We start from the raw sequence: 26,767 nt of genomic DNA, 5'->3' as shown, positions 1-26,767 counted from the left end.
GGTCAACCCTTGATGTACGGCTTGCCGTCGGCGGCCGGTGCCCGGACCCGGCCGACCAGCCCGGCGACGGCCAGGATGGTCGCCAGGTACGGCAGCATGGCCAGGAACTGGCTGGGGATGACGCTGTTGATGGCCCCCAGGTAGGTGGCGAGCTGGTCGGCGAAGCCGAAGAAGAGCGCGGCGAGCAGCGCGCCGGTCGGGTTCCACCGGCCGAAGATCAGCGCGGCCAGGGCGATGAAGCCCTTACCGCCGATCATGTTCTTGGTGAACGAGTAGAGCGCCAGCGTGTAGGACGCCCCGCCGATGCCGGCGACCACGCCGGCCAGCAGCACGTTGCGGTAGCGGACCCGCAGCACCTTGACACCGAGCGTGTCGGCGGCGATCGGGTGCTCACCGACCGAGCGGGTCCGCAGCCCCCACCGGGTGCGGAACAGCCCGATGTGGATCACCAGCACCAGGAGCAGCCCGAGGTAGAGGAAGATGTTGCCGCGGAACAACGCCGGCCCGAGCACCGGGATGTCCTTCAGCAGCGGGATCTCCCAGTTGCTGAAGCGGGGCGCGCTGTTGTACTTCGCGGCGTCGGTCTGCATCAGCCGCTCGTAGAGGAAGCCGGTGACGCCGACGGCCAGCAGGTTCAGCACGATGCCCATGACGACCTGGTCGACCAGGTAGCGGATGGCGAAGACGGCCAGCAGCAGCGAGATGAACGCGCCGCCGATGGCGGCGGCGACCAGGCCCACCCAGACGCTGCCGGAGATGCTGCCGAACAGGGCACCGCTGAACGCGCCCATCAGCAGTTGGCCCTCGATGGCCACGTTGACCACGCCGGACCGCTCGCAGAGCACCCCGGCGAGCGCGCCGAAGATCAGCGGCAGGGCCAGGATGAACGTGCCCCGGATGATGTTGACCAGCGGCATGAAGTTCTGCCCGGCCGGCGCGGCGGAGACCTGCCAGCAGAGGAACGACAGCACGAAGGCGACCAGCCCGACGCCGAGCACGGGAAGGAACCACCGCTTCGGCACCCCGGCGAGCAGCGCCGCGCCGGCGGCGATCGTGATGATCCCGAACAGGATCGCCCCGATCGTTCCGTTGATCTCCAACGCGGCACCGGCCGCGTCGTCGCTGAGTGTGAACCGGGCCTGCTGGTCGGTGGCGAGCGCGCCGAAGAGCACCGCGGACAGCAGGCCGAGCCCCAGCAGCGTGAGACCGACCTTCCGGCTGCGGGTCCAGAAGCCCTCGTCGACCGGGGCGACCGCGATGTCGGGGACAGCCATGGTGGACATGAGTTACCAGCCCTTCGCCAGGCTCGTCTGCAACCGGGCGGCGCGCGCGGCCCGGAGCTGGAAGATCGCCTTCACCAGGGCCGGTGCGGCGATGAAGATGACGATCAGCGCCTGGAGCACTGTCACCAGCTCCAGCGAGATCCCGGAGTACGACTGCATCCGGTTACCACCGGCCTGAAGCGCACCGAACAGCAGCGCGGCCAGCAGCACCCCCCAGGGCTTCACCCGCCCGAGCAGCGCCACCAGGATGCCGTCGAAGCCGATCTGCGCGACCACCAGCGGAGTCAGCGCGCTGGCGGTGGAGCCGAGCACCATGTTCGAACCGCCGAGGCCGGCCAGGATCCCGGCGAAGACCATGATCAGGATGTACGTCCGGGTGACGCTGATGCCGGCGGTCCGGGCGGCGTCCGGGTTGGCGCCGACCGCGCGCAGCTCGAAGCCGAGCGTCGAGCGGTTGAGCAGCCAGGCGACCGCCCAGGTGGCCAGCACGGCGAGCAGGATGCCGGCGTGCACCCGCAGGTTGTCGCCGAGCAGTCGGGGCAGCTGGGCGGAGTTGTCCACCGCCTTGCTGATCGCGTCGGTACGGTTCGGGTCCTGCACGCCGTTCTGCACGATCAGCCAGGTGAGGAAGTACGTGGCGACGTAGTTGAGCATGATCGTGTTGATCACCTCGTGCGCGCCGGCACGGGCCTTGAGGATGCCGGGGATGAAACCCCAGATCGCTCCACCCAGCGCGCCGGCCAGCACCGCCACCAGCAGGTGCAGGCCGGGCGGCAGCGGCAGCAGGAAGCCGGCCAGCGCCGCCATGATCACGCCGATGGTGGCCTGGCCCTGGGCGCCGATGTTGAAGAGGCCGCCACGGAAGGCCAGCGCCACCGACAGACCGGTGAAGACCAGCGGCGCCGCGTAGGTCAGCGTCTCCGAGATCGGCGCGAGCACTGCCTGCCAGCCGTTGGCGCCGTCCAACCAGCCGGAGAACGCCTCGGGGTCGAAGACCGAGCCCTTGAACAGGTTCGCGTACGCCTCGCTGACGAGCGTCCAACTGGAGTTGATCGCGTCGGACGGGCGCGAGGTGATGTACGAGTAGGTGGCGAGCACGTCGGGATCAGAAATGATCATCAGCACCGCGCCGACAACGATCGCCAGCACCAACGACAGCAGCGTCACCGTGAAGGTGTTGGCCGCCCAGAGGTTGTCCAGGAACAACCGGCCCAGGCTCGGCTTCGGCTCCGGCTCCGGGCCCGGCTTCGCCACCGAGCGGTCCGGCTCGGTCGCCACCTCGGCCCGTTCGGTGTTGCCGAGAGCGTTCTGCGCGGCCTGCGCCTCGCTCGCCGGCTCCTTGTCCGGCGAGCCGGACTGCGGGTTGGGGTTGGTCATGCCTTGTCCTCGCTCGCGGAACCATCGGCGCTCGCCGGGCCCTCGGTGGCGTCGTGGGCCGCGTCCGGGCTGATGCCGGCCATCAGCAGACCGATCTCCTCACGCGGGGTGTCCGGGCCGACGATGCCGATGATCCGACCGCGGTACATCACCGCGATCCGGTCGGCCAACCCGATCACCTCGTCGAGTTCGCTGGAGACCACCATGACGGCGGTGCCGATGTCCCGTTCGTGGATGATCTGACTGTGGATGAACTCGATCGACCCGACGTCGACGCCACGGGTCGGCTGGGCGGCGATGAGGAGCTTCAGCGGCCGGGACAGCTCCCGGGCCACGATCACCTTCTGCTGGTTGCCGCCGGAGAGGGTGCCCACCGCCGCGTCGGCCGATGAGGTACGGACGTCGAACTGCTCGATCCGCTCCTTCGCCGAGGCGGCGATCGCGTCCGGCTTCAGCGCGAGCCCGGCACCGAACGGCGGTCGGTCGTAGATGTCCAGCACCAGGTTCTCCGCGACGCTGAACTCCTTGACCAGGCCGTCCACGCTGCGGTCCTCGGGCACGTAGCCGACGCCCGCCCGGAGCACCTTCTTGGGCTTCCAGCCGTCGATCCGGTCGCCGGCCAGGCTGATCGTGCCGGCGAGCACCGGGCGCAGGCCCATGACCGCCTCGATCAGCTCGGTCTGACCGTTGCCCTGTACGCCCGCCACGCCGAGCACCTCACCCGCGCGCACGGTCAGGTCCACACCGTCGACCGCGCGGATCTGCCGGTCGTCGTCGACCACGAGCCCGGCCACCTCCAGCACGGGCTCGCCCGGCGTGGCCGGGGTCTTGTCCACGGTGAGCCGGACGTTGCGCCCGACCATCAACGCGGCCAGTTCGTCCCGGCTGGCCTCGGGCGAGGCGGTGCCGACGGTCTTGCCGCGTCGGATCACCGTGATCCGGTCGGCGATGGCCTTGACCTCGCCGAGCTTGTGGGTGATGAAGACGATCGACTTGCCGGCCGCCTTGAGCGTCCGCATGACCGTCAGCAGTTCCTCGGTCTCCTGGGGAGTGAGCACCGCGGTCGGCTCGTCCAGGATGAGCAGGTCGACGTCGCGGGTGAGCGCTTTGACGATCTCGACTCGTTGCTGGATGCCGACCGGCAGGTCCTCGATCACCGCGTCCGGGTCGACCCGCAGGTTGTAGCGCTCGGACACCTCGGTGACCTCGCGCCGGGCCCGACGCCGGTCCAGGAAGCCGGCGATGCCGCCCCGGACCTGCTCGGCGCCGAGCATGATGTTTTCGGCGACGGTGAAGACCGGCACCAGCATGAAGTGCTGGTGCACCATGCCGATCCCGGCTCCGATCGCGTCGGAGGGGCCCTTCAGCTTCAGCGGCTTGCCGTCGACCAGGATCTCGCCCTCGTCGGGCTGGTAGAGCCCGTAGAGCACGTTCATCAGGGTCGACTTGCCCGCGCCGTTCTCGCCGAGGAGGGCGTGAATCTCTCCAGGCTCCACCGTCAGGTCGATGTGATCGTTGGCGACCAGATCACCGAACCGCTTGGTGATGCCGCGCAGTTCGAGTCTCAGCGCAACCTCCTGGAGTGCGAGCGATGGTGCAGCCTAGCTGCCGTGGAACCGACCGGACCGGACCGGCCGCCGTGGTGCGCGATCGGCCGCTCCGACCCCGCGGGGTATCCGCAGAGCCGGAGCGGCCGATCGGTCGTACCTGTCCCCCGCCGATCCTCCCGATGATCTCATCGGAGGGGCCGGCCGGTTGTCACTTGGTCGGCTGGGCCTTCGAGGTGACGGTGATGGTGCCGGCGGCGATATCCGCCTTGATCTTGTCGACCTCGGCCTTCAGCTCGGCCGGAACCTTGCTGTCGAAGTCGTGGTACGGGGCGATCGAGACACCGCTGTTGGCCAGGGTGCCGACGAAGCCCGGGTTGGCCGGCAGCTTGTCGCCAGCGGCGGCCTTGACCACGGCCTCCTTGACGGCCTCCGGGATGTTCTTGACCACGGTGGTGATGATGGCCGCGCAGTCCGGGGTGCTCTCGCAGCCGTCGACGTCCACCCAGATGGTGCTGTACTTGCCACCCGAGGCCTTGGCCGCGGCGGTGGTGCCGAGGCCGGAGCCACCGGCGACCGGCATGATGATGTCCGCACCCTGGGCGACCAGCGCGTCGGAGACCTTCTTGCCCTCGTCCTGCTTGGCGAAGTCGTTGGTGAAGGAGCCCTTCTGGGTCTCCTTGTTCCAACCCAGCGCCTGGACGTTCTTCTTCTTGGTGGTGTTGTAGTACGTCACACCGTCGACGAAGCCGTCCATGAAGATGGTGACCGGCGGGATCGGCAGACCACCGTAGGTGCCCACCTTGCCGGTCTTGCTCATCCCAGCGGCGAGGTAGCCGGCCTGGAACGCGGCCTGGGCGGTGTCGAACTGCATCGGGTAGACGTTGGCGTCACCCGGGTTCGCGTCGACGATGCCGAACTCCTGGTTGGGGTTCGCCTTGGCGATCTTCGAGGTGGCGTTGGCCATCAGGCCACCGACCGCCAGGATGAAGTCGCACTTCTGGTTGACGTACTGCGTCAGGTTCGGCTCGTAGTCGGCCTCGGCCTTGGACGCGACGAACTTGATGTCGATGTTGTCGTTGGCGGCCTTGGCCTCCTGCAGACCCTTCCAGGCCGAGGTGTTGAACGACTTGTCGTCGATGCCGCCGACGTCGGTCACCATGCAGGCGCTGAACTTCTTGGCGCCACTGCCGGCGTTGTTGTCATCCTTGGGGGCCTCGCCACAAGCGGCGGCGGTGAGCGCGAGCCCACCCACCGCGAAGATCGAGGCGATCCGCATCCCACGCACCGAGCGCAAGACGTCTCCTTCCCATTGCACACCGCGCCTAATGCGGTGGCAGCCCATCAGCCGACCTGCGGTATGCCGCCGGCTGTCCCACGTTACGGACGGGAGCGTACGCCCGCGCCCACCCACCGGCCGACAATCGTGCACGACTGTTGAGCGCCTGTTACCCGCGTGTAACCCTTGCGTGGGGCAAGTCACTCTTCGTGCTGGTAACCGAGCGCCGAGGCGTCCGCAACGTCCGTTTTCTGGAGGCGCTTTCCTCCTCGGACGTTACCGCCAAAAGACCGCGACCGCCGCGTTGACCAGGGTCAGACCGACGATCGCGAGGAAATGACCGCGGTTGACCACGTCCCGCTTCCGGGAGAAGAAGACCATGACGAAGATCAGCAGCGCGATCACCAACTTCGTCACAAGTTTTGCCGGGGCCGGCTCGTCGCCGTCGCGCAGCGGCGCGGAGAGGCCGAGCCCGGTCAGCAACTGGATCACCGCGCCCCACAGCATGGCCGGGTTGATGCGTAGCCGACCGCTGGCGTACTGGGCGATCGAGCCACCGAGCAGCAGGGCGAACCCGATCAGATGGACGTAGAGGAGGATGAGTCTGAGAGCTTCCACGGTCGCCATACTTCCCTATGAACGACGGATCGTAGTAGTGGGAACCGCCGACGGGCGCGGATCAGTCGATCAACCGGTCGCTGTGGGGGGTGGCACCCGACAGGGCCGGCTCGCGCGGCTGGTCGAGCACCGGTTGCGACTCCGCCCGGCTGTCACCGCCGAACGCGACGGCGACCCAACCGGCGAGGCTCACCGCAGCCAGGAGCAGCACCGGCAGCGTCACCCGGTGCACCGAGGTCGCCAACCACCACTCGATGTCGTTCGGGCCGGACAGGTACGTCCCGACCAGAACAGCCAGGTAGTAGCCGTTGGCCGCCCACACCCAGCCGTCGGCCGCCAGCCCGGCGGCACGCCGTCGCCCTCGCAGGAACAGCGTGCCGAGCAGCGCCACCACGGCAGCACCCACCAGCACCGGACCGACCACGTCCCACAGCGCCGCGATGGTGAACTGGAACCGCTCCACCACCTCCGCGCCCCGGTCACCCGAGCCGCCGTTGGTGATGTCCGACTGGGCGTCCAACAGGCGGGCCAGCACCGCCCAGGCGCCCCCGGCCAGCACCGGCAGCCAGACCAGCGCGGCTCGCCGCAGGTCGGCGCGGGCCCGCACGGTGACCAGCACGGCCAGGCCCGCGGCGGCGATCAGCCCCTCGTTCTTACTGAGCGCCGCGACGGTCAGCAGCAACAGCGGCAACAGGGGTCGGCGCAGCGGTTCCGCACTGAGCAGCAGGGCCACCACCGCTCCGGCGAAGGCGGCGGACCAGAGCGCGTCGGCGAGCCCGCCGGTCACCGCGTACGGGACGTTCGACCAGGTTGCCAGGCCCACCGCGATGGCCAGCGCCCAGGCCACCCGCGCGGACACCCGGCCCAGCGCCCGCCGGACCAGGTAGACCAGCATCGCGACCGCGGAGACGGTGACCAGCGCGCCAACGAGTTGGGCGGTCCGGAAGTCCGGCTCGACGACGCTCCACACGGCCGCGACGGGCGCGGAGGCCAGTGGCGGATAGTCGGTGTGCGAGAAGACGAAGGCGGGGCTGCCGATCGTCGCCCGCGCGTACTCGCTCCCGTTGGCGAAGTAGCCGGCGTGCAGCCACCAGATCGAGTGCGCGTCCCACTGGTGGGCCGGTTCGAAGATCATGAGGCACGGCGGGAGCAGTGGTAGCGCGATCAGCAGCGCGTGCGACCACCGCCCGTACGGCGCGGGCTCGCCGGGGCGGCGCAACAGCCACCAGGCGCCAGCCGCCCCGGCGGCCAGCACCAGGGCTATCCAGAGCGGCAGTGGACCGCCGACGACCAGCATCAGGACCACCGCGACAGTGCTCAGCAACGCCGCCACCAGGGGCGCGAGCAGCAGGGCGAGGAAGGGACTGCGCAGTATCGCGAAGGCCAGCGGGAAACCGGCGACGAGGAGGGCGAGTACGGCGAGCACCGGGGTGGGATCCATGCCGTCAGTCGACCTTCCGTACGACCAGCCGCACGCCGGCGCTGGTCGGCCGCTTCCGCTGCACCGAGGCGACGCCCACCGAGTAGTCCTGCGGCGCACCCTGGACGACCACACATCCGTGCAGCACGGCCAGCTCACTCAACCGCTGACGCCACAGGTCCTTGTTGGCCCGGGCCGGGGTGAGCGAGATCCGGCTGCCCGGCGGCACCTGCTCGACGAACTGGCCCCAGAGCGTCTCCAGGTCCACCTGGTGCTGGAGTGCGGGGAGGTCGTGTTCGCGGTCACTCATCAGGGCGGCGCCGCGGCCGGTGGCCTGCACGGCGCCCTGGACGGTCAGGAGCAGGCAGCCCACCCCGACGAGCGCCACGACGATCCGAGCGATAGTGGTCGGGTTCCGGTGCTTCGTGGTCGTCATCGGTCAGCGAGCGTCTTGGCGGGGACGCCGTCGGGACGACGCCGGGCCCGTTCCCGGCCCAGGATCCACAACGCCTCGACCCCGTCCCGCCAGGTGATCTTCTTGCCCTCGTCCCGGCCCCGCGCCCGGTAGGTGATCGGCACGTCGTAGGGGCGGATCCGCCGCCGCAGCAGTTTGCCCGTCACCTCGGCCTCCATGCCGAACCCGCGGGAGCGGATGTTCAGCGACCGGTACAGCTCCACCGGCATCAGCTTGAAGCACGTCTCCAGGTCGCCGATGTAGGAGTTGAACAGGACGTTCGCCGCCGTGGTGACCCCTCGGTTTCCGACCACGTACCAGAAGCTGTAGGCGCTGTGGCTGCCGAAGGTGCGGTTGCCGTAGACGACTGTCGCGTGCCCCTCCAGGACCGGTGCCAGCAGCCTCGGAATGTCCTGTGGGTCGTACTCCAGGTCGGCGTCCAGGATCACCATGTATTCGCCGCGGGCGCTGTCCACGGCCGTCTTGATCGCCGCGCCCTTGCCCGCGTTACGCGGGTGCGTCACGACCCGCAGCCGCGCGTCATCCATCCGACCGAGGATCTCCGCAGTTGCGTCAGTACTACCGTCGTCGACCACCACGATCTCAATCTCGCACGGGTACCGCACGGCGAGGGCCTGCTTCAGGGCCTCCGCGACGCGTTCCGCTTCGTTGTAGACCGGCATCAAGATCGACAATTGCACGAGAGTTCTCCCCGGGAACCGCACCGGACGGCGGATGAAGAGGCGGCGAAACCGCCAGCGGCTAGTGAAGCAGGCGCGCCACACGTTCGCTGGCCCGCTCTCGCTGAGCAGCGTCGTGGCGGTGCCGAAGCACCCTACCTCGCGCCACCGGAGATCGACCGCCCCCAGGTCTCAACCCTTGACGGCGCCCGAGGTCAGCCCGGAGACGATGTACCGCTGGAGGAACTGGAAGACCAGCACCGTCGGGATCGCGGTCAGCAGGGTGCCGGCCGCGAAGATGCCGAAGTTGTTGTTGCGCTCATTGCCCTCCAACAGGCCGTACATCCCCACCGCCAGGGTCTTGGAGTCCGTGCTGGTGAGGAAGACGTTGGCCATCAGGAACTCATTGATGGTGCCGATGAAGGCCAACAGCCCGGCGACCGCCAGGATCGGCGCCACCAGCGGCAGCATGATCCGGAAGAAGACCTGGGCGTGCGAGGCGCCGTCCATGGTCGCCGACTCGTCCAGCTCCCGGGGCAGCGTGTCGAAGAAACCCTTCATCAACCAGGTGTTCACCCCGAGTGCGCCACCCAGGTAGAGCAGCAGCAGGCCCCAGGGAGTGTTGAAACCGATCGACGGCCACAGGTCGGTGATCGTGCCGAAGATCAGGTAGATCGCCACGATCGCCAGGAACTGCGGGAACATCTGGATCAGCAGCAGCGAGAGCAGCCCCACCCGGCGGCCGCGGAACCGCATCCGGGAGAACGCGTACGCGGCGAGCGCCGAGAGGAACACCGACGCGAACGACGCCACCCCGGCGATCAGCAGCGAGTTGAGGAACCATCGCCCGAAGGCGGTTCGCTCGAACAGTCCGCCGAAGTTGCCGAGGGACACCCCGCCGGTCGGCACCAACTCGGTGGTGGACAACGTGCCGAGCGGGTTCAGTGCGGCGGAGAGCACGAACACGATCGGGAAGAGGCTGAACAGCACGCCGAGCAGGGCCACCAGATGCCGCCAGCCGACCTGGGCGAACCAGCGATTACGCCGCCGTGCGGGGCTCGCAAGCTCACTCCTCGCGCTCACGCGAGCCACCTTTCGTTCGCGACTGCGGGGCTCGCAAGCTCACTCCTCGCGCTCACGCGAGCCACCTTTCGTTCGCGACTGCGGGGCTCGCAAGCTCACTCCTCGCGCTCACGCGTACACCTCTTCCTGTTTGCGGGTCCGCCGGAAGCTGACCGCGGAGACCACCGCGACGATGGCGAAGATGAACAGTGAGATCGCGGCGGCGAAGCCAAACTGCGCGCCCTGCCCGCCGAAGGCCAGCCGGTAGGTGTACGTGATGAGCAGGTCGGTGGCGCCTCTGGCCGGGTTGTCGGCGGGGAAGGGAGCACCCTCGGTGGTCAGGTAGATCGCGTTGAAGTTGTTGAAGTTGAACGCGAACGACGAGATCAGCAGCGGGGAGAGCGCGACCAGCAGCAGCGGCAGGGTGACCGCACGGAAGGACTGCCAGGGCGAGGCGCCGTCGACCGCTGTGGCCTCGGTCAGCTCACGCGGGATGGCCTGCAACGCGCCGGTGGCGACCAAAAACATGTACGGGTAGCCGAGCCAGAGCTGCACGAGGATGACCGCGAAGCGGGCCGTCCACGCCTGCCCGAACCAGTCCACATTCACCCCGAACAGGTTGTTGATCAGGCCAAAGTCGGCGTTGAACATGTCCCGCCAGGCCAGCAGCATCGCGAACGACGGCATGGCGTACGGCAGGACGAGCAACACCCGGTAGAGGTTGGTGCCGCGCATCCGGGGCGAGTGCAGGACCAGGGCGATCAGCATGCCGAGCAGGAACGTTCCGCCGGTGGAGCCGATGGCGAAGGCGAAGTTCCAGATGAGACTGCTCAGGAACGGGCCGGAGATGTTCTCGTCGGTGAGCACCCGGGTGAAGTTCGTCAGCCCGACGTTGACCTTCCAGCCCTGGGCCAGCCGCTCACCGTCGGCGGCGACGAAGGCGCCCGCCTCGGCGTCGGCGGTCCAGGTCTGCCCGGTCTCGGTGTCCCGGACGCAGTCGCAGCCGGCGTCGTACGCCCGCACCGCCTTGCCCTCGTACGCGCGGGACAGACCGCTGGAGCGCACCGCGCCGCCCGGGGTGGGCACCACCAGGTCGGTGATCTCCTTGCTGCGGGAGCTGGCCTGGCCGACGGTCAGCACTGTGTACCCGTCGGCGGCGGTGACCCGGCCACCGGTGGCGACAGTGACGTCGGCGGGGTCGAGTCGGCGCAGCCCGTCGGTGTCGCCGACGGAGACCGCGCCGGTGCCCGGGTCGGTGACCAGGAAGACCAGCGCACCGGTGGCCGGGTCGCCCTTCGTGGCGATGGACAGGGCGTACTCGGCGGATCCGGGTACCTGGGTGACCGACGAGGACTGGATGGCGACGATCGCGTCGTCCTTGCTGCCCCGGTGCCCGTCGCCGAAGTTGGTGAAGGCGGTGCTGGCGGTGTAGAGCACCGGGAAGACCTGGAAGGCGATCAGGAACAGGGTCCCCGGGACCAGGTACTTGGCCGGGATGTGCCGGCGGGTGAGGTACAGGTAGAACAGCCCGGCGGTGGACGCCGCCAGCAGTGCCAGGCCGGGCCACATTCCGGCGGCGATGAGCGGGAACGCCGCCCAGACCGCGACACCGGCGGTCAGGCCGAGCAGGAGCACCTTGCCGGCGAGCCCGGTCAGGGTGATCGGCGCGTCGTCGCGGGTACGCGACGGACGAGATCGCGGAGGGCGGGAGCCGGCGGGCTCCCGGCCCGGGGCCTGCGTGGCAGACCCCGGGCCGGACAGCGGCGTACTCATTACTTGATCTGGCCGGAGATGGTCTTGCCGGCCGCGGTGATGGTGCTGGTCGGGTCTGCCCCGCCGATGACGGCTGCCTCGGCCTTGCCGAACGGGTCCCAGATCGCGGCCATCGCCGGGATGGCCGGAAGCACCTGCCCGTTCTTGCCCGCCTCCTGGAACTTGGCCAGGTCCGGGTCGGTGCCCTTGACCTGGTCGAGGGCGGCGTTCAGCGCCGGCGGCCGGGGCTCGGCGTTGTACAGCGCTACGGCCAGCTCGGGAGTGGTGGTGTAGTTGGCCACGAACTCCTGGGCCAGCGCCTTGTTCTTGCCCTTGGCGGCGACGTAGAACGCCTGCACGCCCACGAACGGCTGGGCCTCCTTGCCGCCGGCGAAGCCGGGGATCGCCGAGATGTCGTACTTGATGTTGGCCTTCTTCACGTCGGCCACGGCCCACGGCCCGGAGACCAGGTACGCGCACTTCTTGCCGGTGAAGGTGGCGATCGAGTTGGTGTCGGCGATGGAGCGCTTGAGCACGCCCGCGCCCTTCTCGCCGAGCGCGCCGATCTTCTTGAAGGCTTCGATCGACTCGGGCTTGCCCACGCCCAGGTCCTTCGGGTCGTAGTCCCCGTTGGCGCCGGTTCCGAAGAGGTAACCGCCGGCCGAGGTGTACAGCGGGTAGATGTGGTACGCGTCGCCGTTCTGGCCGACCTGGAGGCAGAGCGTCTCGGTGGCCTTCTTCGACGCCTTGAGCGTCCTGCCGTTGGCGACCAGGTCCTCGATGGTCTTCGGCGCCTCCGGGGCCAGCTCGGTGTTGCGGATCAGCGCCAGGTTCTCCTGCGCGTACGGAACGCCGTAGAGCTGACCGTTGAAGGTGACCGCCTTGATGGCGGTCGCGTTGAAGGCGCTCTTCTGCTCGGCGGCGAGCTGCACCGGGTCGATGGCGCCGTTCTGCACCAGGTTGCCGATCCAGTCGTGCGCGCCGACCACCACGTCCGGCCCGCTGCCCTGCTGGGACGCGGTGACGAAGTTGGTCTGGAGGTCCTTGCTGACGGCCTGGACCTCGACGGTGACGCCGTTCTCCTGGCCGAACTTCTCGGCGAACGGCTTGAGGGCGGCGGTCCGCTTGTCGTCCGCCCAGATCACCAGTTTGCCGCCGGCGGCCTTGGGGGTGTCCTTCGCGGCCGGCTCGTCGCTGTCGCCACCGCAGCCCGAGGCGGCGAGCGCCAGGGCGAAGAGGGCGACCACACCCGCGGTACGGATGCGCATCGGTGCTCCTGTCGTCATGGCGGGTCCGCCGGGGGAAGGGCGGCCCGCCAGTGGAAACCTCTGGAAGTTCTTGCCATCCGGCGCACGGATGCTGCGCCGCTGCTCTCGCATGTTGCGGGGACGTTAGCAAGACGTTGCAAGTAATGGAAGGGCTTGCAGAGCACCCCGCAAGAACTTGCCGGTGGGCTAAAGTGCCGCCATGCGCGCTCGACTGTCCGACATCGCCCAGCAGGCCGAAGTCAGCGAGGCCACGGTGTCGCGGGTGCTCAACGACCGCCCCGGCGTGGCCCCGGAGACCCGGCAGGCCGTCCTCACCGCCCTCGACGTGCTCGGGTACGAGCGCCCGGCCCGGCTGCGTAAGCGCAGCGCCGGGCTGGTCGGCCTGGTGGTGCCGGAGCTGGACAACCCGATCTTCCCCGCCTTCGCACAGGTCATCGAGTCCACACTGGCGCAGAGCGGGTTCACCCCGGTGCTCTGCACCCAGACCGCCGGCGGCGTGACCGAGGACGAGTACGTGGAGATGCTGCTGGACCGGCAGGTCTCCGGGATCGTCTTCGTCTCCGGCCTGCACGCCGACACCGCCGCCAACCACGACCGCTACCGGGCACTGCTCGCCCGGCCGTTGCCGGTCGTGATGATCAACGGGTACGTGCCCGGCATCGGCGCGCCCTTCGTCTCCTGCGACGACCGGGAGGCTGCCGAACTGGCCGTCGCCCACCTGGTCGCGCTCGGGCACCGGCGGATCGGCCTGATCACCGGCCCGGACCGGTTCGTCCCGGTGCAGCGCAAGGTGGCCGGCTGGCGCTCCGCGATGACTCGACTGGCCGGCGTCGCCGAAGCCGACCTGGGCCCGCTGGCCGAGTTGTCACTGTTCGGTGTGGAGGGTGGCGAGGCGGCGGCCGGCCGCCTGCTGGACCGCGGCGTCACCGGCGTGGTCTGCGGCTCCGACCTGATGGCGCTCGGCGCGATCCGGGCCGCCCGCCAGCGCGGCCTCAACGTCCCCGACGGCCTCTCCGTGGTCGGCTACGACGACTCCCCGCTGATGGCCTTCACCGACCCGCCGCTGACCACCATGCGGCAACCGGTCACCGCGATGGCGGTGGCCGCCGTCCGCGCCCTGGTGGACGAGATCAACGGGCACGGCGCCCCGCACTCGGAGTACCTGTTCCGCCCGGAGCTGGTGGTGCGCGGTTCCACAGCTGTCGCGCCGAGTTCCGCCCGCCTGTCTTACGCAAGATCTGCTTGACTCTTGCAGCGGCGGGCCGGCATATTGCTCGAATGATCAGCGCTGCCACCCCGCCGCACGCCACCGACGACGACTGGTGGCGCTCCGCGGTCGTCTATCAGGTGTACGTCCGCAGCTTCGCCGACAGCGACGGCGACGGCACCGGCGACCTCCAGGGCATCCGGCAGCGCCTGCCGTACCTGCGCGACCTCGGGGTGGACGCGCTCTGGCTGACCCCCTTCTACACCTCGCCGATGATCGACGGCGGGTACGACGTGGCCGACTACCGGGACGTCGACCCGATGTTCGGCACCCTCGCCGACTTCGACGCGATGATCACCGACGCGCACGCCCACGGCCTGCGGATCATCGTCGACCTGGTGCCCAACCACACCTCCAGCGCGCACCACTGGTTCACCGCCGCGCTCGCCGCCGGCCCCGGCTCGCCGGAGCGGGCCCGCTACCTCTTCGCCGACGGCCAGGGCGCGCACGGTGAGTTGCCCCCGAACGACTGGGAGAGCATCTTCGGCGGCCCCGCCTGGACCCGGATCGCGGACGGTCAGTGGTACCTGCACCTGTTCGACCCGTCGCAGCCGGACCTGAACTGGCGCCACCCGGAGGTCCGCGCCGAGTTCGAGGACGTGCTGCGGTTCTGGCTGGACCGGGGCGTCGACGGATTCCGCGTCGACGTGGCGCACGGCATGATCAAGGCGGAAGGGCTGCCGGACGTCGGCTTCAGCTCGGCCACCACCGGTCAGCGCCAGGTCGAACTGCTCGGCAAGGGCCGGCTGCCGTACTTTGACCAGGACGAGGTGCACGAGATCTACCGGGCCTGGCGGCCCATCCTGGACAGCTACCCGGGCGGTCGGATGGCGGTCGCCGAGGCGTGGGCCGAGACGCCACAGCGCCTGGCCCGCTACATCGGCCCAAACGAGCTGCACCAGGCGTTCAGCTTCGACTTCCTCGACGCCACCTGGTCGGCCGACTCGTTCCGCAAGGTGATCGACACCGCGTTGGCCGAGGCGACAGTGGTCGGGGCGCCGACCACCTGGGTGCTGTCCAACCACGACAAGCAGCGGCACGTCACCCGGTACGGCGACGGCGTCGAAGGGCTGCGCCGAGCCCGGGCCGCCAGCCTGCTGATGCTCGCCCTGCCCGGCTGCGCCTACCTCTACCAGGGCGAGGAACTGGGCCTGCCGGAGGTCCTCGACCTCCCCGACGAGCTGCGCCAGGATCCGGCGTTCCTGCGCACCGGCGAGAGCCGCGACGGGTGCCGGGTGCCCATCCCGTGGAGCGGCGAGCTGGCCCCGTACGGCTTCGGACCGGCCGGCAGCGAACTGAGCTGGCTACCCGCCCCGGCACTCTGGCAGGCGCTGTCCGTCACGGCGCAGACCGACGTGCCCGGTTCGACCCTGGAGCTGTACCGGGCCGCGCTGCGGATCCGCCACGTTCATCCCGCGCTCGCCCTCGACGCCGACGAGGTCACCTGGCGGGAGAGCGAGCCGGGCGTGCTGGCCTTCTCCCGCTCCGCCGGCGCGACCGTGCTGACCTGCGTGGTCAACTTCAGCGGCGCGCCGGTCCTGATCGACGGGTACGGTCAGCCGCTCGTCGCCAGCGACGAGCTCACCGAACAGGGCTCCGGTCAGCTGCTGCCAATTGACGCGGCAGTCTGGTTGGAACAGCGCTGAACGGGTAACTCGTTCTCGACCTGGTCGTTCGTCGTGCCCCGCGCCGACGGGCGACTGGGCTACCGGCCCCTTGTGGTGGGGGGTGAGGTGCCACCGGCGCCGCGCGGAGTCCGCTCCGCGTGGCGCCGGTGTCCGTGTAACGCCAGTGGTTAGACCCGCAGACGTCACGGGTACCGCATCGGGCACCATCACTACGGAGGTGAGCCCATGGTGGTACGGATCGCCCAGTGCACGCTCGACGTCGAGGATCTGGACCTGATGGTCTCGTTCTGGTCCGCTGCGCTCGGCTACGAGGTCGAGCAGGGCGACGACGGCAGCGCCAAGCTCTGGCCGCCGGGGCAGCCGTCCGCCGCCGCGCCCACAGTGTGGTTGCAGGGCTCGGGCACCGCCAAGCGGGGCAAGAACCGGCTGCACCTCGACCTGGTCGCGGACACGGACCCCCAGGCTGAGGTACGACGGCTGCTGAGCCTCGGCGCGCGGCAGGTCGACGTCGGGCAGACCGGGGCCGAACAGTTCACGGTGCTCGCCGATCCCGAGGGCAACGAGTTCTGCGTGCTGGACCGCACGCCGACCCGCTGACCTCTCACTTCGCGGTGAGCAACGCCGCGATCCGGGTGAAACCAGCGCGTACCTCGGCCTCGTCCGGCGGTTCGGCGGGCTCACCGTGGCCGGCCTCGTCGGCTGCCGCGTCCAACTCCTCGTCGATCACGTCCTCGAAGTCCCCGTACAGGTCGGCCCCCTCCACCTGGCGGGCCTCGTCCTCGGCGGCGACCTGCGCGGCGGCGATCTCGCTGCGGATCTCGTCGGCCGACAGCGCCGGCAGCAACGGCTCCACCACCGCCATCAGCTGCTCCTCGGCCACCACCGCCTCGGCCAGGGCCAACGCGTGCGGTCGCTCGTACGGCCCGCAGACCACCGGCTCCCACTCGTCGAGGTCACCGAGCGGCCCGAAGGTGATGATCCACGGCAGGCCGAGGAGCGGTGAGTCCGCCGGCAGGTCCAGTGTCATGAGTGCGCCCACCGGCTCATCATGGTCCGCGAACGCGAGCGACGACGCCGTTCTGCTCAGTTATCGCCCGTCCGACGGTCGATCGGCGGCCGGTTAGCCGGGGCGGACGGCGTCCAGGGCGGCGCGGACCAGAGCGAGCGCGGTGGCCGGCGGCACGCCGAGCCGGGCCGCCTCCGCCGCGTAGCCGGCCGCCGCACGCTGCAACCGGTCGACGGCGTCGTCCCGCCCGGGGGCGACGAAGGTGCCGTTGCGACCCCGGGTCTCCAGCAGCCCGGCCGCCTCCAACTCCCGGTAGGCGCGGGCCACCGTGTTCGCGGCCAACCGCAGGTCGGCGGCGAGCTGCCGGACGGTCGGCAGCCGGCTGCCCACCGGCAACCGGCCGTCGCCGATCAGCTCGGCGAGCTGCACGCGCACCTGCTCGTACGGGGGCACCGACGAGTCCGAGTCGACCGAGATCAGCACCTGTGCGCCTTCCGTCATCAGCCCGCACCGCCCGGCGTACCGGGGTCGATGCCCTCGTCGACATCCTTCGGTGGCGCGGGGGTTTCCGCCAGGTCCACCACTCGGCCGTTGGTGCTGGTCGCCAGGAGCGCCGCGCCGAACAGCACCAACTGGTTGAGCAGGTAGAGGTAGAGCAGCAGACCGACGGCGCCGGCCACCACGGTGTACGCCGGGTTCCGCTCGGTCCGCACCACGTAGTACCGCCCGACGGTGTTCAGCAGCGTGATGCCGACCGCCACCAGCACCACCACCGGGCGCAGCCGGGACCGGCTCATCCGCAGCCGGGGCACGGCCAGCAGCAACGCGGTGGCGAGCACTGTGTTGACCAGCACGCTGAGCACCGCGCTGATGGTGGTCAGACCCACCGACCCGGTGCTGCGCAGCAGGAAACGCAGCAGCGACTCCAACGCGTCCACCGCCGCGACCGAGACGCCGAGCAGCACGAAGACGCCGATCATCACGCCCAGGTCGACGAGCCGCCGCACCACCAGATTGCCCGGCTGCTGGTTGAGCTGGTACATCAACCGCTGCGAGGACCGGATGGCCTCGACCCAACCGATCCCGGTGAAGACCAGGATGACCAGGCCGACCACACCGACAGTGCCGCTGGAGTTGGCGATCTGCTCGGCGTCCAGGAACGGCAGATTCTCCTTGAGGAAGTCGGCCGCCGCCGCGCTGACCTCGTCGTTGTCCTCCAGGATCGCGCCGAAGATGGAGAACGCCACCAGGGCGAGGGCGAACACCGCGAAGAAGCCGTAGTAGGCGATCGCGGCGGCCAACCGGCCGGCCAGCACCTCGCCGTACAGCACGCCGGCCCGCCACACATGATCGAAGAGCCCCGACCGGTGGCGCGCGGCGCTCACCCAGCGGTCGATGCCCGCCTCGATCCGGCCGATCACGTTCACGCGATCATCCTCGCCGATCTCCCACCGCTGTAGTGGCAACCGGCTCCCGATGCTCGCCGGCCGGCGCGTCGCCGACGCTTCAGGTGCTGGCGGTTCGGTTGCCGGCAATTCGGTTGCTGGCGGTTCGGTTGCTGGCGGTTCGGTTGCCGGCGCTTCAGTTGCCGAGGCAGAAGTCCCGACGCGGCTGCCACCTGGCCTGCCCGCTGTGCGAGAAGAGGGTGAACCCGTCGACCTCGAACATCGCGGAGAAGTCGGCCAGATCCTCGTACACCTTGTCCAGGGCCTCCGGTGCCACGTCCTGAGCCACTGTGACGTGCGGATGGTACGGGAACCGGAGTTCGCGGTGCAGACCCGGCGCCGCGGCGATGGCCGCGGCCAGGAGCTCGCACTCGCTGATCCCGGCAGCCACCGCGACGAACACCACCTGGGTGACCGGACGGAACGTGCCGGTGCCCCGCAGATGCAGCGTGAACGGCAGGTGCGCGGCGGCGACGGCGGCCAGGTGCCGCTCGATCGCCGGCAGGTTCGCCGTCCGGATCTCGGTGGGCCCGAGCAACGTCACGTGCGCGGGCACCGCCAGCGGGTCACCGGCCTCGACCCGCCGCCGGGTGAGCAGGGCACCCCACGGCTCGGGGATGTCCACCGCGATGCCGATCTGGATGGTGTCGCCGGTCGGCGGCACCCCGCCACTGCGATCCACGCTTCGCGCCGCCCCTCCGACCACCGAGCCGTCCACCTGTACCGCGGAGCTACTCGCCGCGCACGGGCGGGAAGAACCCAACCCGCTCGTACGCGGACCGCAGGGTCGTCGCGGCCACCGCACGGGCCTTCTCCGCGCCGGCCGCGAGCAGCTTGTCCAACTGCGCCGGGTCATCGAGGTAGGCGCGGGTGCGCTCCTGGATCGGCCGGACGAAGTCCGTCACCACCTCGGCCAGCTCCTTCTTCAGATCGCCGTAGCCCCGGCCCGCGTACGCGGCCACCAGCTCGTCGATGCTGCGGCCGCTGAGCGCCGAGTGGATGGTCAACAGGTTGGACACACCGGGCTTGGTCTCGGCGTCGAAGACGATCTCCCGACCGGTGTCGGTCACCGCCGAACGGATCTTCTTCGCGGACCGGGCCGGATCGTCCAGCAGGTCGATGATGCCGGCCGGCGAGGACGACGACTTCGACATCTTCGCGGTCGGGTCCTGCAAGTCGGTGATCTTGGCAGTGTCCTTGACGATGTGCGGCGCGGGCACCGTGAACGTCGCGCCGAACAGCGAGTTGAAGCGCTGGGCCAGATCGCGGGAGAGCTCCAGGTGCTGGCGCTGGTCCTCGCCGACCGGCACCGCGTTGGCCTGGTAGAGCAGGATGTCGGCGGCCTGGAGGACCGGGTAGGTGAACAGCCCCACGCTGGCCCGCTCGTTACCCTGCTTCTGCGACTTGTCCTTGAACTGGGTCATCCGGCTGGCCTCGCCGAAGCCGGTGATGCAGCCGAGCACCCAGGCCAGCTGCGGGTGCTCGGGCACCTGCGACTGGACGAACAGGGTGCTGCGTTCCGGGTCGAGCCCGACCGCGAAGAGCTGGGCCGCAGCCACCCGGGTCCGCTGGCGCAGCAGCGCCGGATCATGCCCCGCGGTGATGGCGTGCAGGTCCACCACGCAGTAGAACGCGTCGTGGGTGTCCTGTAGCGCCACCCAGTGCCGCACCGCGCCGAGATAGTTGCCGAGGTGGAACGAGTCGGCTGTCGGCTGGATGCCGGAGAAGACGCGGGGCCGGGCGGGAACGTCGGACATGGCGATAATTCTGTCAGCAAGCAACCCGGTCCGTCATGACGGGCCGGCGGGTCGGCTGCGGCCCGCCGGTGCCGGGGTGCTGACCTCGCGTGGTTCGCCCGCGCCGACCCGGCGCGTCGGCCCGACCGCGACCCGGCGGTGCTGCCCCGCCATCGCCTCCCGGGCCTGTTCGGGGCCGCCAACCGAGGCCGAGGCGGCGTCGTACTCGCGGCGCCGCCCGGGGCGCTGCCCGGTGCTCTGCTCGGTGGTGTGGGCGGCGGAGACGGCGAGTCGGGCCACCCGGCGGCCGTCCAACGTGAGCACCCGCAGCAGCCAGCCGGCCGGCAGCTCGGCCGGATCGGGCGCGCCGACCTCGGCGGGCGCACCCGACACCGGCACCTCGTCGCCGGTCACCGGGAGCCGGCCCAGCGCGGCCATGACGAACCCGCCCACCGTCTCGTACGGTCCGGCGGGTAGTGCCACCCCGGTCCGCTCGGCGAAGTCAGCGAGGTTGAGGCGGCCGTCCACCACGGCGGGCAGGCCGGCGTGCACCGGGTCCGGAGTGGCGTCGTACTCGTCGTGGATCTCGCCGATCAACTCCTCGATCAGGTCCTCCAGGGTGACGATCCCGGCCGTGCCGCCGTACTCGTCGACCACCACCGCGAGGTGCTGGCCCTCCCGGCGCATCTCGGTCAGCGCGGCGAGCACCCGTTTGCTGCCCGGGAGCCGCTTCACCTCCCGGGCCAACTCGCCGACGGTGAGGCACGGGTCGGCGTCCGGACGCAGCAGCACGTCACGCAGGTGCACGAAGCCGACCACGTCGTCGTGCGTGCCGTCGGTGACCGGGTAACGGGTGTGCGTCTCGGCGCGGACCAGTCGGGCGGCTTCGACGATGGTCAGCCGCGCCGGGAGGAAGACCACCTCGGTGCGCGGCATCATCACCTCGCGGATCAGACTGGCACCGGCCACCAGGACCTCGTCGATGATCCGCCGCTCGTCCGGGTCGAGCACCGTGTTCGCCGCGACCAGGTCACGCAGATCGGCCTCGGAGATGTGCTCCCGGCCGGCCGTCGGACCGGTCCCGAGCAGGTCGGTCACGAGTCGGGTGGCGCCATCCGCGGCGCGAACCAGCACCCGGGCGACGGCCCGGGCGAGCGGGCCAGGGTCGCGGCGGGGGTGTGCCCGCGCGTGTCGCCGGAGCCCGGTACGGGCCGCTTCCCGCATGACAGAGATGGTAGACACCGTGGGCCCACCGCACCGGGGATCACGCGGAGCGGCGGACAGATGTTCGGCTCTGTTTAATCATGAGAGATTATGATGGAATGGGGTTGACGGTGGTAACGGCGAGAGCGCCGGCCACCGCCCTAGTGTGATCACCGAAGGGCCACGTCCCGGGCGGGCCAGGCAGGAGGCAACGACGTGAAACTGCTCGTCACCGGGGGCGCCGGCTTCATCGGGAGCGTGGTGACCCGGATGCTGCTGGACGCGGGTCACCAGGTGGTCATCCTGGACGACCTACGCACCGGCCACCGCGAGGCCCTCGCCCCGGACGCCACCCACGTGGAGGCGTCCATCCACGACGCCGCCCAGGTCGTCACCGCGGACGCCGGGTTCGACGGGGTGCTGCACTTCGCCGCCCTGATCGCCGCCGGCGAGTCGATGGTCAAGCCGGAGCTGTACTGGCAGAACAACACCATCGGCACGCTCGCCCTGATCGACGCGGTCCGGGCCGCCGGAGTGCCCCGGATGGTCTTCTCCTCCACCGCCGCCGTCTACGGCAACCCCACCGAGCTGCCCATCACCGAAAACGCGGTCAAGGCACCCACCAACACGTACGGCGCCACCAAACTCGCCGTCGACATGGCACTCACCTCCGAGGCGATCGCGCACGGGCTGGCCGCCGTGTCGCTGCGCTACTTCAACGTGGCCGGCGCCCACCTCGACGGCGACATCACGCTCGGCGAGCGACACGACCCGGAGACGCACCTGATTCCGATCGCGCTGGACGTCGCCGCCGGCCGCCGGGAGAAGCTCCAGCTCTTCGGGGACGACTACCCCACAGTGGACGGCACCTGCGTCCGCGACTACATCCACGTCGCCGACCTGGCCCGCGCGCATCTGCTGGCGCTGGACGCGGCCACCAGCGGCCAGCACCGGATCTACAACCTGGGCAACGGCAACGGCTTCACCAACCGCCAGGTCGTCGACGTGGTCCGTGAGGTCACCGGGCACCAACTGCCCGTCGAGGTCGCGCCGCGCCGCGAGGGCGACCCGGCCGAGTTGGTCGCGTCCTCCGCGCTGGCCCGCGAGGAGCTGGGCTGGGTGCCGCAGAAGCCGACCCTGCACGACATGGTCGGGGATGCCTGGGCGTTCTACCGCACGCACATCCTGGGGCAGTCATGACCCATCCGAGCGGTGATGTCGCCGCGCGGGCAGCCGCCGGCTTCTCCGCGCAGTTCGGTGGCGAGGCTGCCGGCCGCTGGGCAGCCCCGGGCCGGGTCAACCTGATCGGTGAGCACACCGACTACAACGAAGGCTTCGTGCTGCCGTTCGCGCTGCCGATGCGCACCGTCGTCGCTGCCGACCGGCAGGACGGGGAGCACTGGACGGCCTGGTCCGAGCTCTCCGGCGAGGCGATCACGTTCGGCGCGGACGACGTCGCCGAGCCGGGTCGAGTCACCGGCTGGGCCGCGTACGTCGCGGGTGTGGTCTGGGCGCTGCGCGAGGCCGGTCACCCGGTGCCCGGTGCCCGGCTGGCGATCGCCTCCGACGTGCCACTGGGCGCCGGGCTCTCCTCCTCGGCCGCGCTGGAGTCGGCCGTGCTGGCTGCCCTGCTGGACCTCGGCGAGCTGGAGCTCGCCCCGGAACTGCAACCCCGGCTGGCGCAACGGGCGGAGAACGTCTACGTGGGCGCGCCGACCGGCATCATGGATCAGTCCGCGGCCATCCGTTGCCGCGCTGGGCACGCCCTCTTCCTCGACTGTCGGGACGAGTCGGTCGAGCACATCCCGTTCGACCTGGACGCCGACGGGCTGGCTGTGCTGGTCATCGACAGCCGGGCGCCGCACCGCCACGCCGACGGGGAGTACGCGGCCCGCCGTCGCTCCTGCGAGGCCGGGGCCAGCGCGCTCGGCGTTGCCGCGCTGCGGGACGTGGGCGTCGACCAGCTCGACGCCGCGTTGGCGCAACTCGACGACGAGGAGACCCGGCGACGGGTCCGGCACGTGGTGACCGAGGACCAGCGCGTACTGGACACGGTGGCGCTGCTCCGCGCCGCCCGGGTCCGTGACATCGGCCCGTTGCTGACTGCCTCCCACGTCTCGATGCGCGACGACTTCGAGATCACCGTGCCGGAGATCGACACCGCGGTCGAGGCGGCGTTGGCGGCCGGCGCGCTGGGTGCCCGAATGACCGGCGGCGGCTTCGGCGGCTGCGTGCTCGCGCTGATCGAGGCCGACCGTGCCGACGCGGTAGCCGCCGCCGTGACCGACGCGTACGCGGAGCGAGGTTTCACCGCCCCCGGCACCGTGACGGTCCTCCCCTCCCCCGGCGCCACCCGCCTGCCCTAACCCGAACCGCTCCCCACCCACCCCCAACTCCACCCACCTCTGCCGGTGGCCGGGCGGAGGGCCGGGCGGGAGGCGGGGATGGAGATCGTGCTCGTTCATTGAAGTAGTGGCCTCGCCCATTGGGCGAGGCCACTACTTCCTGGATCGAGCGCGATCTTGCGGGCAGCCGCGCGCTGGCGGACCCGGCGAGCTGGCGGGTGGGGCTAGCTGGCTTCGACGATCATGGCGGCGCCTACCGTGCGGTTGGTCGCCTCGTCGATGATGACGAAGCCGCCGGTGGTGCGGTTACGGCGGTACTCGTCGGCCAGCAGCGGCACCGTGGTGCGCAGTCGCACCCGGCCGATCTCGTTGAGCCGCAGTTCGTCGGCGGACTCGTCGCGGTGCAGGGAGTTGATGTCCAGCCGGTAGTACAGCCCGCGCACGATCGCCCGCGCCGACCGGGTGGTGTGCTTGATCGCGTACCGGCCGCCAACCCGCAGGGGGGCCGTCTCGTCCATCCAGCAGACCATCGCCTCGATGTCCTGGGCCACCGCCGGTGCGTTGTTCGGCCGGCAGATCAGGTCACCCCGCGAGATGTCGATCTCGTCGGCCAGTCGTACCGTCACCGACATCGGCGGGAACGCCTCCGGGACCGGCCCGTCGGCGGTCTCCACGGCGGCGATCCGGCTGGTGAAGCCGGACGGCAGCACCATCACCTCGTCGCCCGGCTTCAGCACGCCGGAGGCGACCTGGCCGGCGTAGCCGCGGTAGTCGGTGACCGTGGTGGACTGCGGACGGATCACGTACTGCACCGGGAACCGGACGTCGACCAGGTTGCGGTCGCTGGCGATGTGCACCCGCTCCAGGTGGTGCAGCAGCGACGGGCCCTCGTACCAGGGCATGTTGTCCGACCGGGTGACGATGTTGTCGCCGCGCAACGCGGAGACCGGCACCACGGTCAGGTCCGGTACGTCGAGCTTCGCCGCGAACGCGGTGAACTCGTCGGCGATCCGCTCGTAGACCTCCTGCGACCAGTCGACCAGGTCCATCTTGTTGACACAGAGGACCAGGTGCGGCACCCGCAGCAGGGAGCAGAGGAACGCGTGCCGGCGGGACTGCTCGACGAGGCCCTTGCGCGCGTCCACCAGGATCAGCGCCAGGTCCGCGGTCGATGCGCCGGTGACCATGTTGCGGGTGTACTGGATGTGGCCCGGGGTGTCGGCGATGATGAACTTGCGCCGGGGGGTGGCGAAGTACCGGTACGCCACGTCGATGGTGATGCCCTGCTCCCGCTCGGCACGCAGACCGTCGGTGAGCAACGCCAGGTTGGTGTATTCGTCGCCGCGGGCCGCGCTGACCGCCTCCACGGCGGCCAGTTGGTCGGTGAAGAGCGACTTGGTGTCGTAGAGCAGCCGGCCGATGAGGGTCGACTTGCCGTCGTCCACGCTGCCGGCGGTCGCGAAGCGCAGCAGGTCCATCGGCCGCGCCTCGGCCGTCGGGGCCACGATCTCGGTGCTCATCAGAAGTAGCCCTCCCGCTTGCGGTCCTCCATGGCGGCCTCACTGACCCGGTCGTCACCACGGGTGGCGCCGCGCTCGGTGATCCGGGTGGCCGCCACCTCCTCGATGACCTTCTCCACGGTGTCCGCGTCGGAGCGGACCGCGGCGGTGCAGGAGGCGTCGCCGACGGTGCGGTAGCGCACCTGCGCCTTGAACCGCTCCTCACCCGCGCGGGGGCGGAAGAACTCGTTGACGGCGTAGAACATGCCGTCCCGCTCGATCACCTCGCGCTCGTGCGCGTAGTAGATCGACGGCAGCGGGATGCGTTCCCGGGCGATGTAGTGCCAGACGTCCAGCTCGGTCCAGTTGGACAGCGGGAAGACCCGGATCGACTCGCCCGGGTGGTGCCGGCCGTTGTACAGCGACCACAGCTCCGGCCGCTGATTCTTCGGGTCCCACTGACCGAACTCGTCGCGGAAGCTGAACACCCGCTCCTTGGCCCGGGCCTTCTCCTCGTCCCGGCGGGCACCTCCGAACAGCGCGTCGAAGCGGTGCTTCTCCACCGCGTCCAGCAGCACCGGCGTCTGGATCCGGTTGCGCATGCCGTCACCGGACTCCCGGACCATGCCGCTGGCCAGGGCCTCCGGCACGCTCGCCACCACGAGCTGCAACCCCAGTTCGGCGACCCGTTGGTCGCGGTATTCCAGGACCTCGGGGAAGTTGTGCCCGGTGTCGACGTGCATGACCGGGAAGGGGACGTTGGCCGGGGCGAACGCCTTCTGCGCGAGCCGCAGCATGACGATCGAGTCCTTGCCACCGGAGAAGAGCATCACCGGGCGTTCCATCTCGGCGACCACCTCGCGCATCACGAAGATGCTCTCCGCTTCCAGGGCGTCCAGGTGGGAGACCTGGTACGCCGCGGGGGTGGTCATGACACCGGCTCGATTCGCTCGCTCATCCGATTTCCAGACCTTTCCGGTCGGGCATGTCAAGAAAGTTCGCTCAGGCTACCCGGAATGTTTTTGCAGCGCTGCAAGCAACCGGGTGGCGAGATCCTCGCGGCAGACCAGGAGGTCGGGCAGCCGCGGATCCGCCTCGTTGTATTTCAGCGCAGAACCGTCGATCCGGGAAGCGTGCAGTCCGGTGGCCGTCGCCACAGCGATCGGGGCCGCCGAGTCCCACTCGTACTGCCCACCTGCGTGGATGTACGCGTCCACCTCGCCGGTGACCACGGCGGCGATTTTCGCTCCGGCCGAGCCCATCGGCACCAGGTGGGCCCCGACGTCCTCGGCCAGATCGGTCAGGAAAACCGGTGGCCGGCTCCGGCTCGCGGCCAGGCGGATCTTCCGCTCGCCGGCCGTCGCCGCCTCCACCGTCATCGGCGGGTACGCCGGCGGGTAGTCCGTGCCCAGCACCCGTTGCTGCGCCGGCAACCCCACCGCCCCGGCGACCAGCCCGTGCGGACTCGGCGCGTTGCGTGCCCAGAGCGCCACGTGCACCGCCCAGTCCGAGCGGCCCTCCTCCGAGAACTCCCGGGTGCCGTCCAACGGGTCAACGATCCACACCCGGTCCGCGTTCAACCGCGACACCGCTCCGGTGTTCACCTCCGCGGCCCAGGCCAACCGCGACCCCTCGTCCTCCTCGGAGAGCACCGCGTCACCCGGACGCCACTTCGCCAACTCCGTGCGGATCAGGTCGTGCGACACCTTGTCCCCGGCCGACTTCAGCGCGCCGGCGTCGGCGAAACCCATCTCCGTGCGCAGGTCGAGCAGCGCCTGCCCGGCCCGGGACGCCAACCATCGGGCGAACGCGCCATCGATCATCGGAGGACTGCTCATCTGTCCGCTCCCGTCGCCTCGCCGCGCTGCCCGCACGGGCCGATCCGCCGCGACTCGCGT

Annotated in this window: 25 protein-coding genes; 5 read left to right on the top strand and 20 right to left on the bottom strand. The window is 70.2% G+C overall.

The window, feature by feature from the left end:
• Window positions 1-2: 2 nt before the first annotated feature.
• The 11 genes from ACQRWP_RS32105 to ACQRWP_RS32055 form a co-directional block, all read right to left on the bottom strand.
• On the bottom strand, window positions 3-1,283 hold the full coding sequence (locus ACQRWP_RS32105; RefSeq protein WP_430499915.1) for an ABC transporter permease: 1,281 nt from the start codon (window positions 1,281-1,283) through the stop codon (window positions 3-5).
• 3 nt (window positions 1,284-1,286) lie between these two features.
• Window positions 1,287-2,660 (bottom strand): ABC transporter permease, encoded by a 1,374-nt coding sequence (locus ACQRWP_RS32100; RefSeq protein ID WP_430499914.1) that lies wholly within the window; start codon window positions 2,658-2,660, stop codon window positions 1,287-1,289.
• Window positions 2,657-4,168: an ABC transporter ATP-binding protein gene (locus tag ACQRWP_RS32095; protein WP_430503356.1), complete on the bottom strand. Its 1,512-nt coding sequence runs from the start codon at window positions 4,166-4,168 to the stop codon at window positions 2,657-2,659. Before ACQRWP_RS32095 ends, ACQRWP_RS32100 begins: the two co-directional genes overlap by 4 nt.
• Before the next feature lie 250 nt (window positions 4,169-4,418).
• On the bottom strand, window positions 4,419-5,486 hold the full coding sequence (locus ACQRWP_RS32090; protein ID WP_430503355.1) for a BMP family lipoprotein: 1,068 nt from the start codon (window positions 5,484-5,486) through the stop codon (window positions 4,419-4,421).
• Between the two features lie 276 nt (window positions 5,487-5,762).
• Entirely contained in the window at window positions 5,763-6,104 is a 342-nt protein-coding gene (locus ACQRWP_RS32085) for a hypothetical protein (protein ID WP_091397247.1), read from the bottom strand.
• A 61-nt stretch (window positions 6,105-6,165) separates the two neighbouring features.
• Entirely contained in the window at window positions 6,166-7,545 is a 1,380-nt protein-coding gene (locus ACQRWP_RS32080; RefSeq protein ID WP_430499913.1) for a hypothetical protein, read from the bottom strand.
• Window positions 7,546-7,549: 4 nt separating this feature from the next.
• Window positions 7,550-7,960 (bottom strand): hypothetical protein, encoded by a 411-nt coding sequence (locus ACQRWP_RS32075; RefSeq protein ID WP_430499912.1) that lies wholly within the window; start codon window positions 7,958-7,960, stop codon window positions 7,550-7,552.
• The gene (locus tag ACQRWP_RS32070; RefSeq protein WP_430499911.1) at window positions 7,957-8,679 is read right to left on the bottom strand and encodes a glycosyltransferase family 2 protein; all 723 of its coding nucleotides are present in this window, start codon (window positions 8,677-8,679) and stop codon (window positions 7,957-7,959) included. The genes ACQRWP_RS32075 and ACQRWP_RS32070 overlap by 4 nt, the downstream gene beginning before the upstream one ends.
• A 171-nt stretch (window positions 8,680-8,850) precedes the next feature.
• The gene (locus ACQRWP_RS32065) at window positions 8,851-9,741 is read right to left on the bottom strand and encodes a sugar ABC transporter permease (RefSeq protein ID WP_430499910.1); all 891 of its coding nucleotides are present in this window, start codon (window positions 9,739-9,741) and stop codon (window positions 8,851-8,853) included.
• Between the two features lie 108 nt (window positions 9,742-9,849).
• Entirely contained in the window at window positions 9,850-11,493 is a 1,644-nt protein-coding gene (locus ACQRWP_RS32060; RefSeq protein ID WP_430499909.1) for an ABC transporter permease subunit, read from the bottom strand.
• Complete coding sequence (locus ACQRWP_RS32055; RefSeq protein WP_430499908.1) at window positions 11,493-12,740, bottom strand: sugar ABC transporter substrate-binding protein; 1,248 nt, start codon at window positions 12,738-12,740, stop codon at window positions 11,493-11,495. The genes ACQRWP_RS32060 and ACQRWP_RS32055 overlap by 1 nt, the downstream gene beginning before the upstream one ends.
• A gap of 199 nt (window positions 12,741-12,939) precedes the next feature.
• Here ACQRWP_RS32055 and ACQRWP_RS32050 point away from each other — a divergent pair, with 199 nt between their 5' ends.
• The 3 genes from ACQRWP_RS32050 to ACQRWP_RS32040 all read left to right on the top strand — a co-directional run bounded on the left by ACQRWP_RS32050 (window position 12,940) and on the right by ACQRWP_RS32040 (window position 16,232).
• Entirely contained in the window at window positions 12,940-13,986 is a 1,047-nt protein-coding gene (locus ACQRWP_RS32050) for a LacI family DNA-binding transcriptional regulator (protein ID WP_238680467.1), read from the top strand.
• A 32-nt stretch (window positions 13,987-14,018) separates the two neighbouring features.
• The gene (locus tag ACQRWP_RS32045) at window positions 14,019-15,653 is read left to right on the top strand and encodes a glycoside hydrolase family 13 protein (protein WP_430499907.1); all 1,635 of its coding nucleotides are present in this window, start codon (window positions 14,019-14,021) and stop codon (window positions 15,651-15,653) included.
• Window positions 15,654-15,860: 207 nt separating this feature from the next.
• A complete protein-coding gene (locus ACQRWP_RS32040; RefSeq protein ID WP_430499906.1) occupies window positions 15,861-16,232 on the top strand; it encodes a VOC family protein in 372 nt (123 codons plus the stop codon).
• A gap of 4 nt (window positions 16,233-16,236) precedes the next feature.
• On the opposite strand, the gene ACQRWP_RS32035 is transcribed toward ACQRWP_RS32040, so the two are convergent.
• The 6 genes from ACQRWP_RS32035 to ACQRWP_RS32010 all read right to left on the bottom strand — a co-directional run bounded on the left by ACQRWP_RS32035 (window position 16,237) and on the right by ACQRWP_RS32010 (window position 21,046).
• A complete protein-coding gene (locus ACQRWP_RS32035) occupies window positions 16,237-16,674 on the bottom strand; it encodes a hypothetical protein (protein ID WP_091394593.1) in 438 nt (145 codons plus the stop codon).
• Between the two features lie 81 nt (window positions 16,675-16,755).
• On the bottom strand, window positions 16,756-17,142 hold the full coding sequence (locus ACQRWP_RS32030) for a GntR family transcriptional regulator (protein ID WP_430499905.1): 387 nt from the start codon (window positions 17,140-17,142) through the stop codon (window positions 16,756-16,758).
• Window positions 17,142-18,068 (bottom strand): YihY/virulence factor BrkB family protein, encoded by a 927-nt coding sequence (locus ACQRWP_RS32025; RefSeq protein ID WP_430499904.1) that lies wholly within the window; start codon window positions 18,066-18,068, stop codon window positions 17,142-17,144. The genes ACQRWP_RS32030 and ACQRWP_RS32025 overlap by 1 nt, the downstream gene beginning before the upstream one ends.
• A gap of 154 nt (window positions 18,069-18,222) precedes the next feature.
• Window positions 18,223-18,792: a 2'-5' RNA ligase family protein gene (locus ACQRWP_RS32020; protein WP_430499903.1), complete on the bottom strand. Its 570-nt coding sequence runs from the start codon at window positions 18,790-18,792 to the stop codon at window positions 18,223-18,225.
• A gap of 25 nt (window positions 18,793-18,817) precedes the next feature.
• Window positions 18,818-19,843 carry a tryptophan--tRNA ligase gene (trpS, locus tag ACQRWP_RS32015; RefSeq protein WP_124820377.1) on the bottom strand — a complete coding sequence of 342 codons (1,026 nt, stop codon included), beginning with the start codon at window positions 19,841-19,843 and terminating at the stop codon, window positions 18,818-18,820.
• A gap of 33 nt (window positions 19,844-19,876) precedes the next feature.
• The gene (locus tag ACQRWP_RS32010; protein WP_430499902.1) at window positions 19,877-21,046 is read right to left on the bottom strand and encodes a hemolysin family protein; all 1,170 of its coding nucleotides are present in this window, start codon (window positions 21,044-21,046) and stop codon (window positions 19,877-19,879) included.
• A gap of 195 nt (window positions 21,047-21,241) precedes the next feature.
• Here ACQRWP_RS32010 and galE point away from each other — a divergent pair, with 195 nt between their 5' ends.
• Together galE and galK are read left to right on the top strand one after the other, a co-directional pair.
• A complete protein-coding gene (gene galE, locus ACQRWP_RS32005; protein WP_308193209.1) occupies window positions 21,242-22,225 on the top strand; it encodes a UDP-glucose 4-epimerase GalE in 984 nt (327 codons plus the stop codon).
• Window positions 22,222-23,391, top strand: a complete 1,170-nt coding sequence (galK, locus tag ACQRWP_RS32000) for a galactokinase (RefSeq protein WP_430499901.1) — start codon at window positions 22,222-22,224, stop codon at window positions 23,389-23,391. Before galE ends, galK begins: the two co-directional genes overlap by 4 nt.
• A 203-nt stretch (window positions 23,392-23,594) precedes the next feature.
• On the opposite strand, the gene ACQRWP_RS31995 is transcribed toward galK, so the two are convergent.
• The 3 genes from ACQRWP_RS31995 to ACQRWP_RS31985 all read right to left on the bottom strand — a co-directional run bounded on the left by ACQRWP_RS31995 (window position 23,595) and on the right by ACQRWP_RS31985 (window position 26,707).
• Window positions 23,595-24,890 (bottom strand): sulfate adenylyltransferase subunit 1, encoded by a 1,296-nt coding sequence (locus ACQRWP_RS31995; RefSeq protein ID WP_430499900.1) that lies wholly within the window; start codon window positions 24,888-24,890, stop codon window positions 23,595-23,597.
• On the bottom strand, window positions 24,890-25,801 hold the full coding sequence (gene cysD / locus ACQRWP_RS31990; protein WP_091394617.1) for a sulfate adenylyltransferase subunit CysD: 912 nt from the start codon (window positions 25,799-25,801) through the stop codon (window positions 24,890-24,892). Before cysD ends, ACQRWP_RS31995 begins: the two co-directional genes overlap by 1 nt.
• 75 nt (window positions 25,802-25,876) lie before the next feature.
• Window positions 25,877-26,707 (bottom strand): 3'(2'),5'-bisphosphate nucleotidase CysQ, encoded by an 831-nt coding sequence (locus tag ACQRWP_RS31985; protein WP_430499899.1) that lies wholly within the window; start codon window positions 26,705-26,707, stop codon window positions 25,877-25,879.
• Window positions 26,708-26,767: the final 60 nt, after the last annotated feature.

Source organism: Micromonospora trifolii, from assembly GCF_050516465.1.
Taxonomy (GTDB): Bacteria; Actinomycetota; Actinomycetes; order Mycobacteriales; family Micromonosporaceae; genus Micromonospora; species Micromonospora trifolii.
The sequence above is the reverse complement of the archived record's forward strand: the minus strand, read 5'-3'. Positions and strand labels throughout refer to the sequence as shown.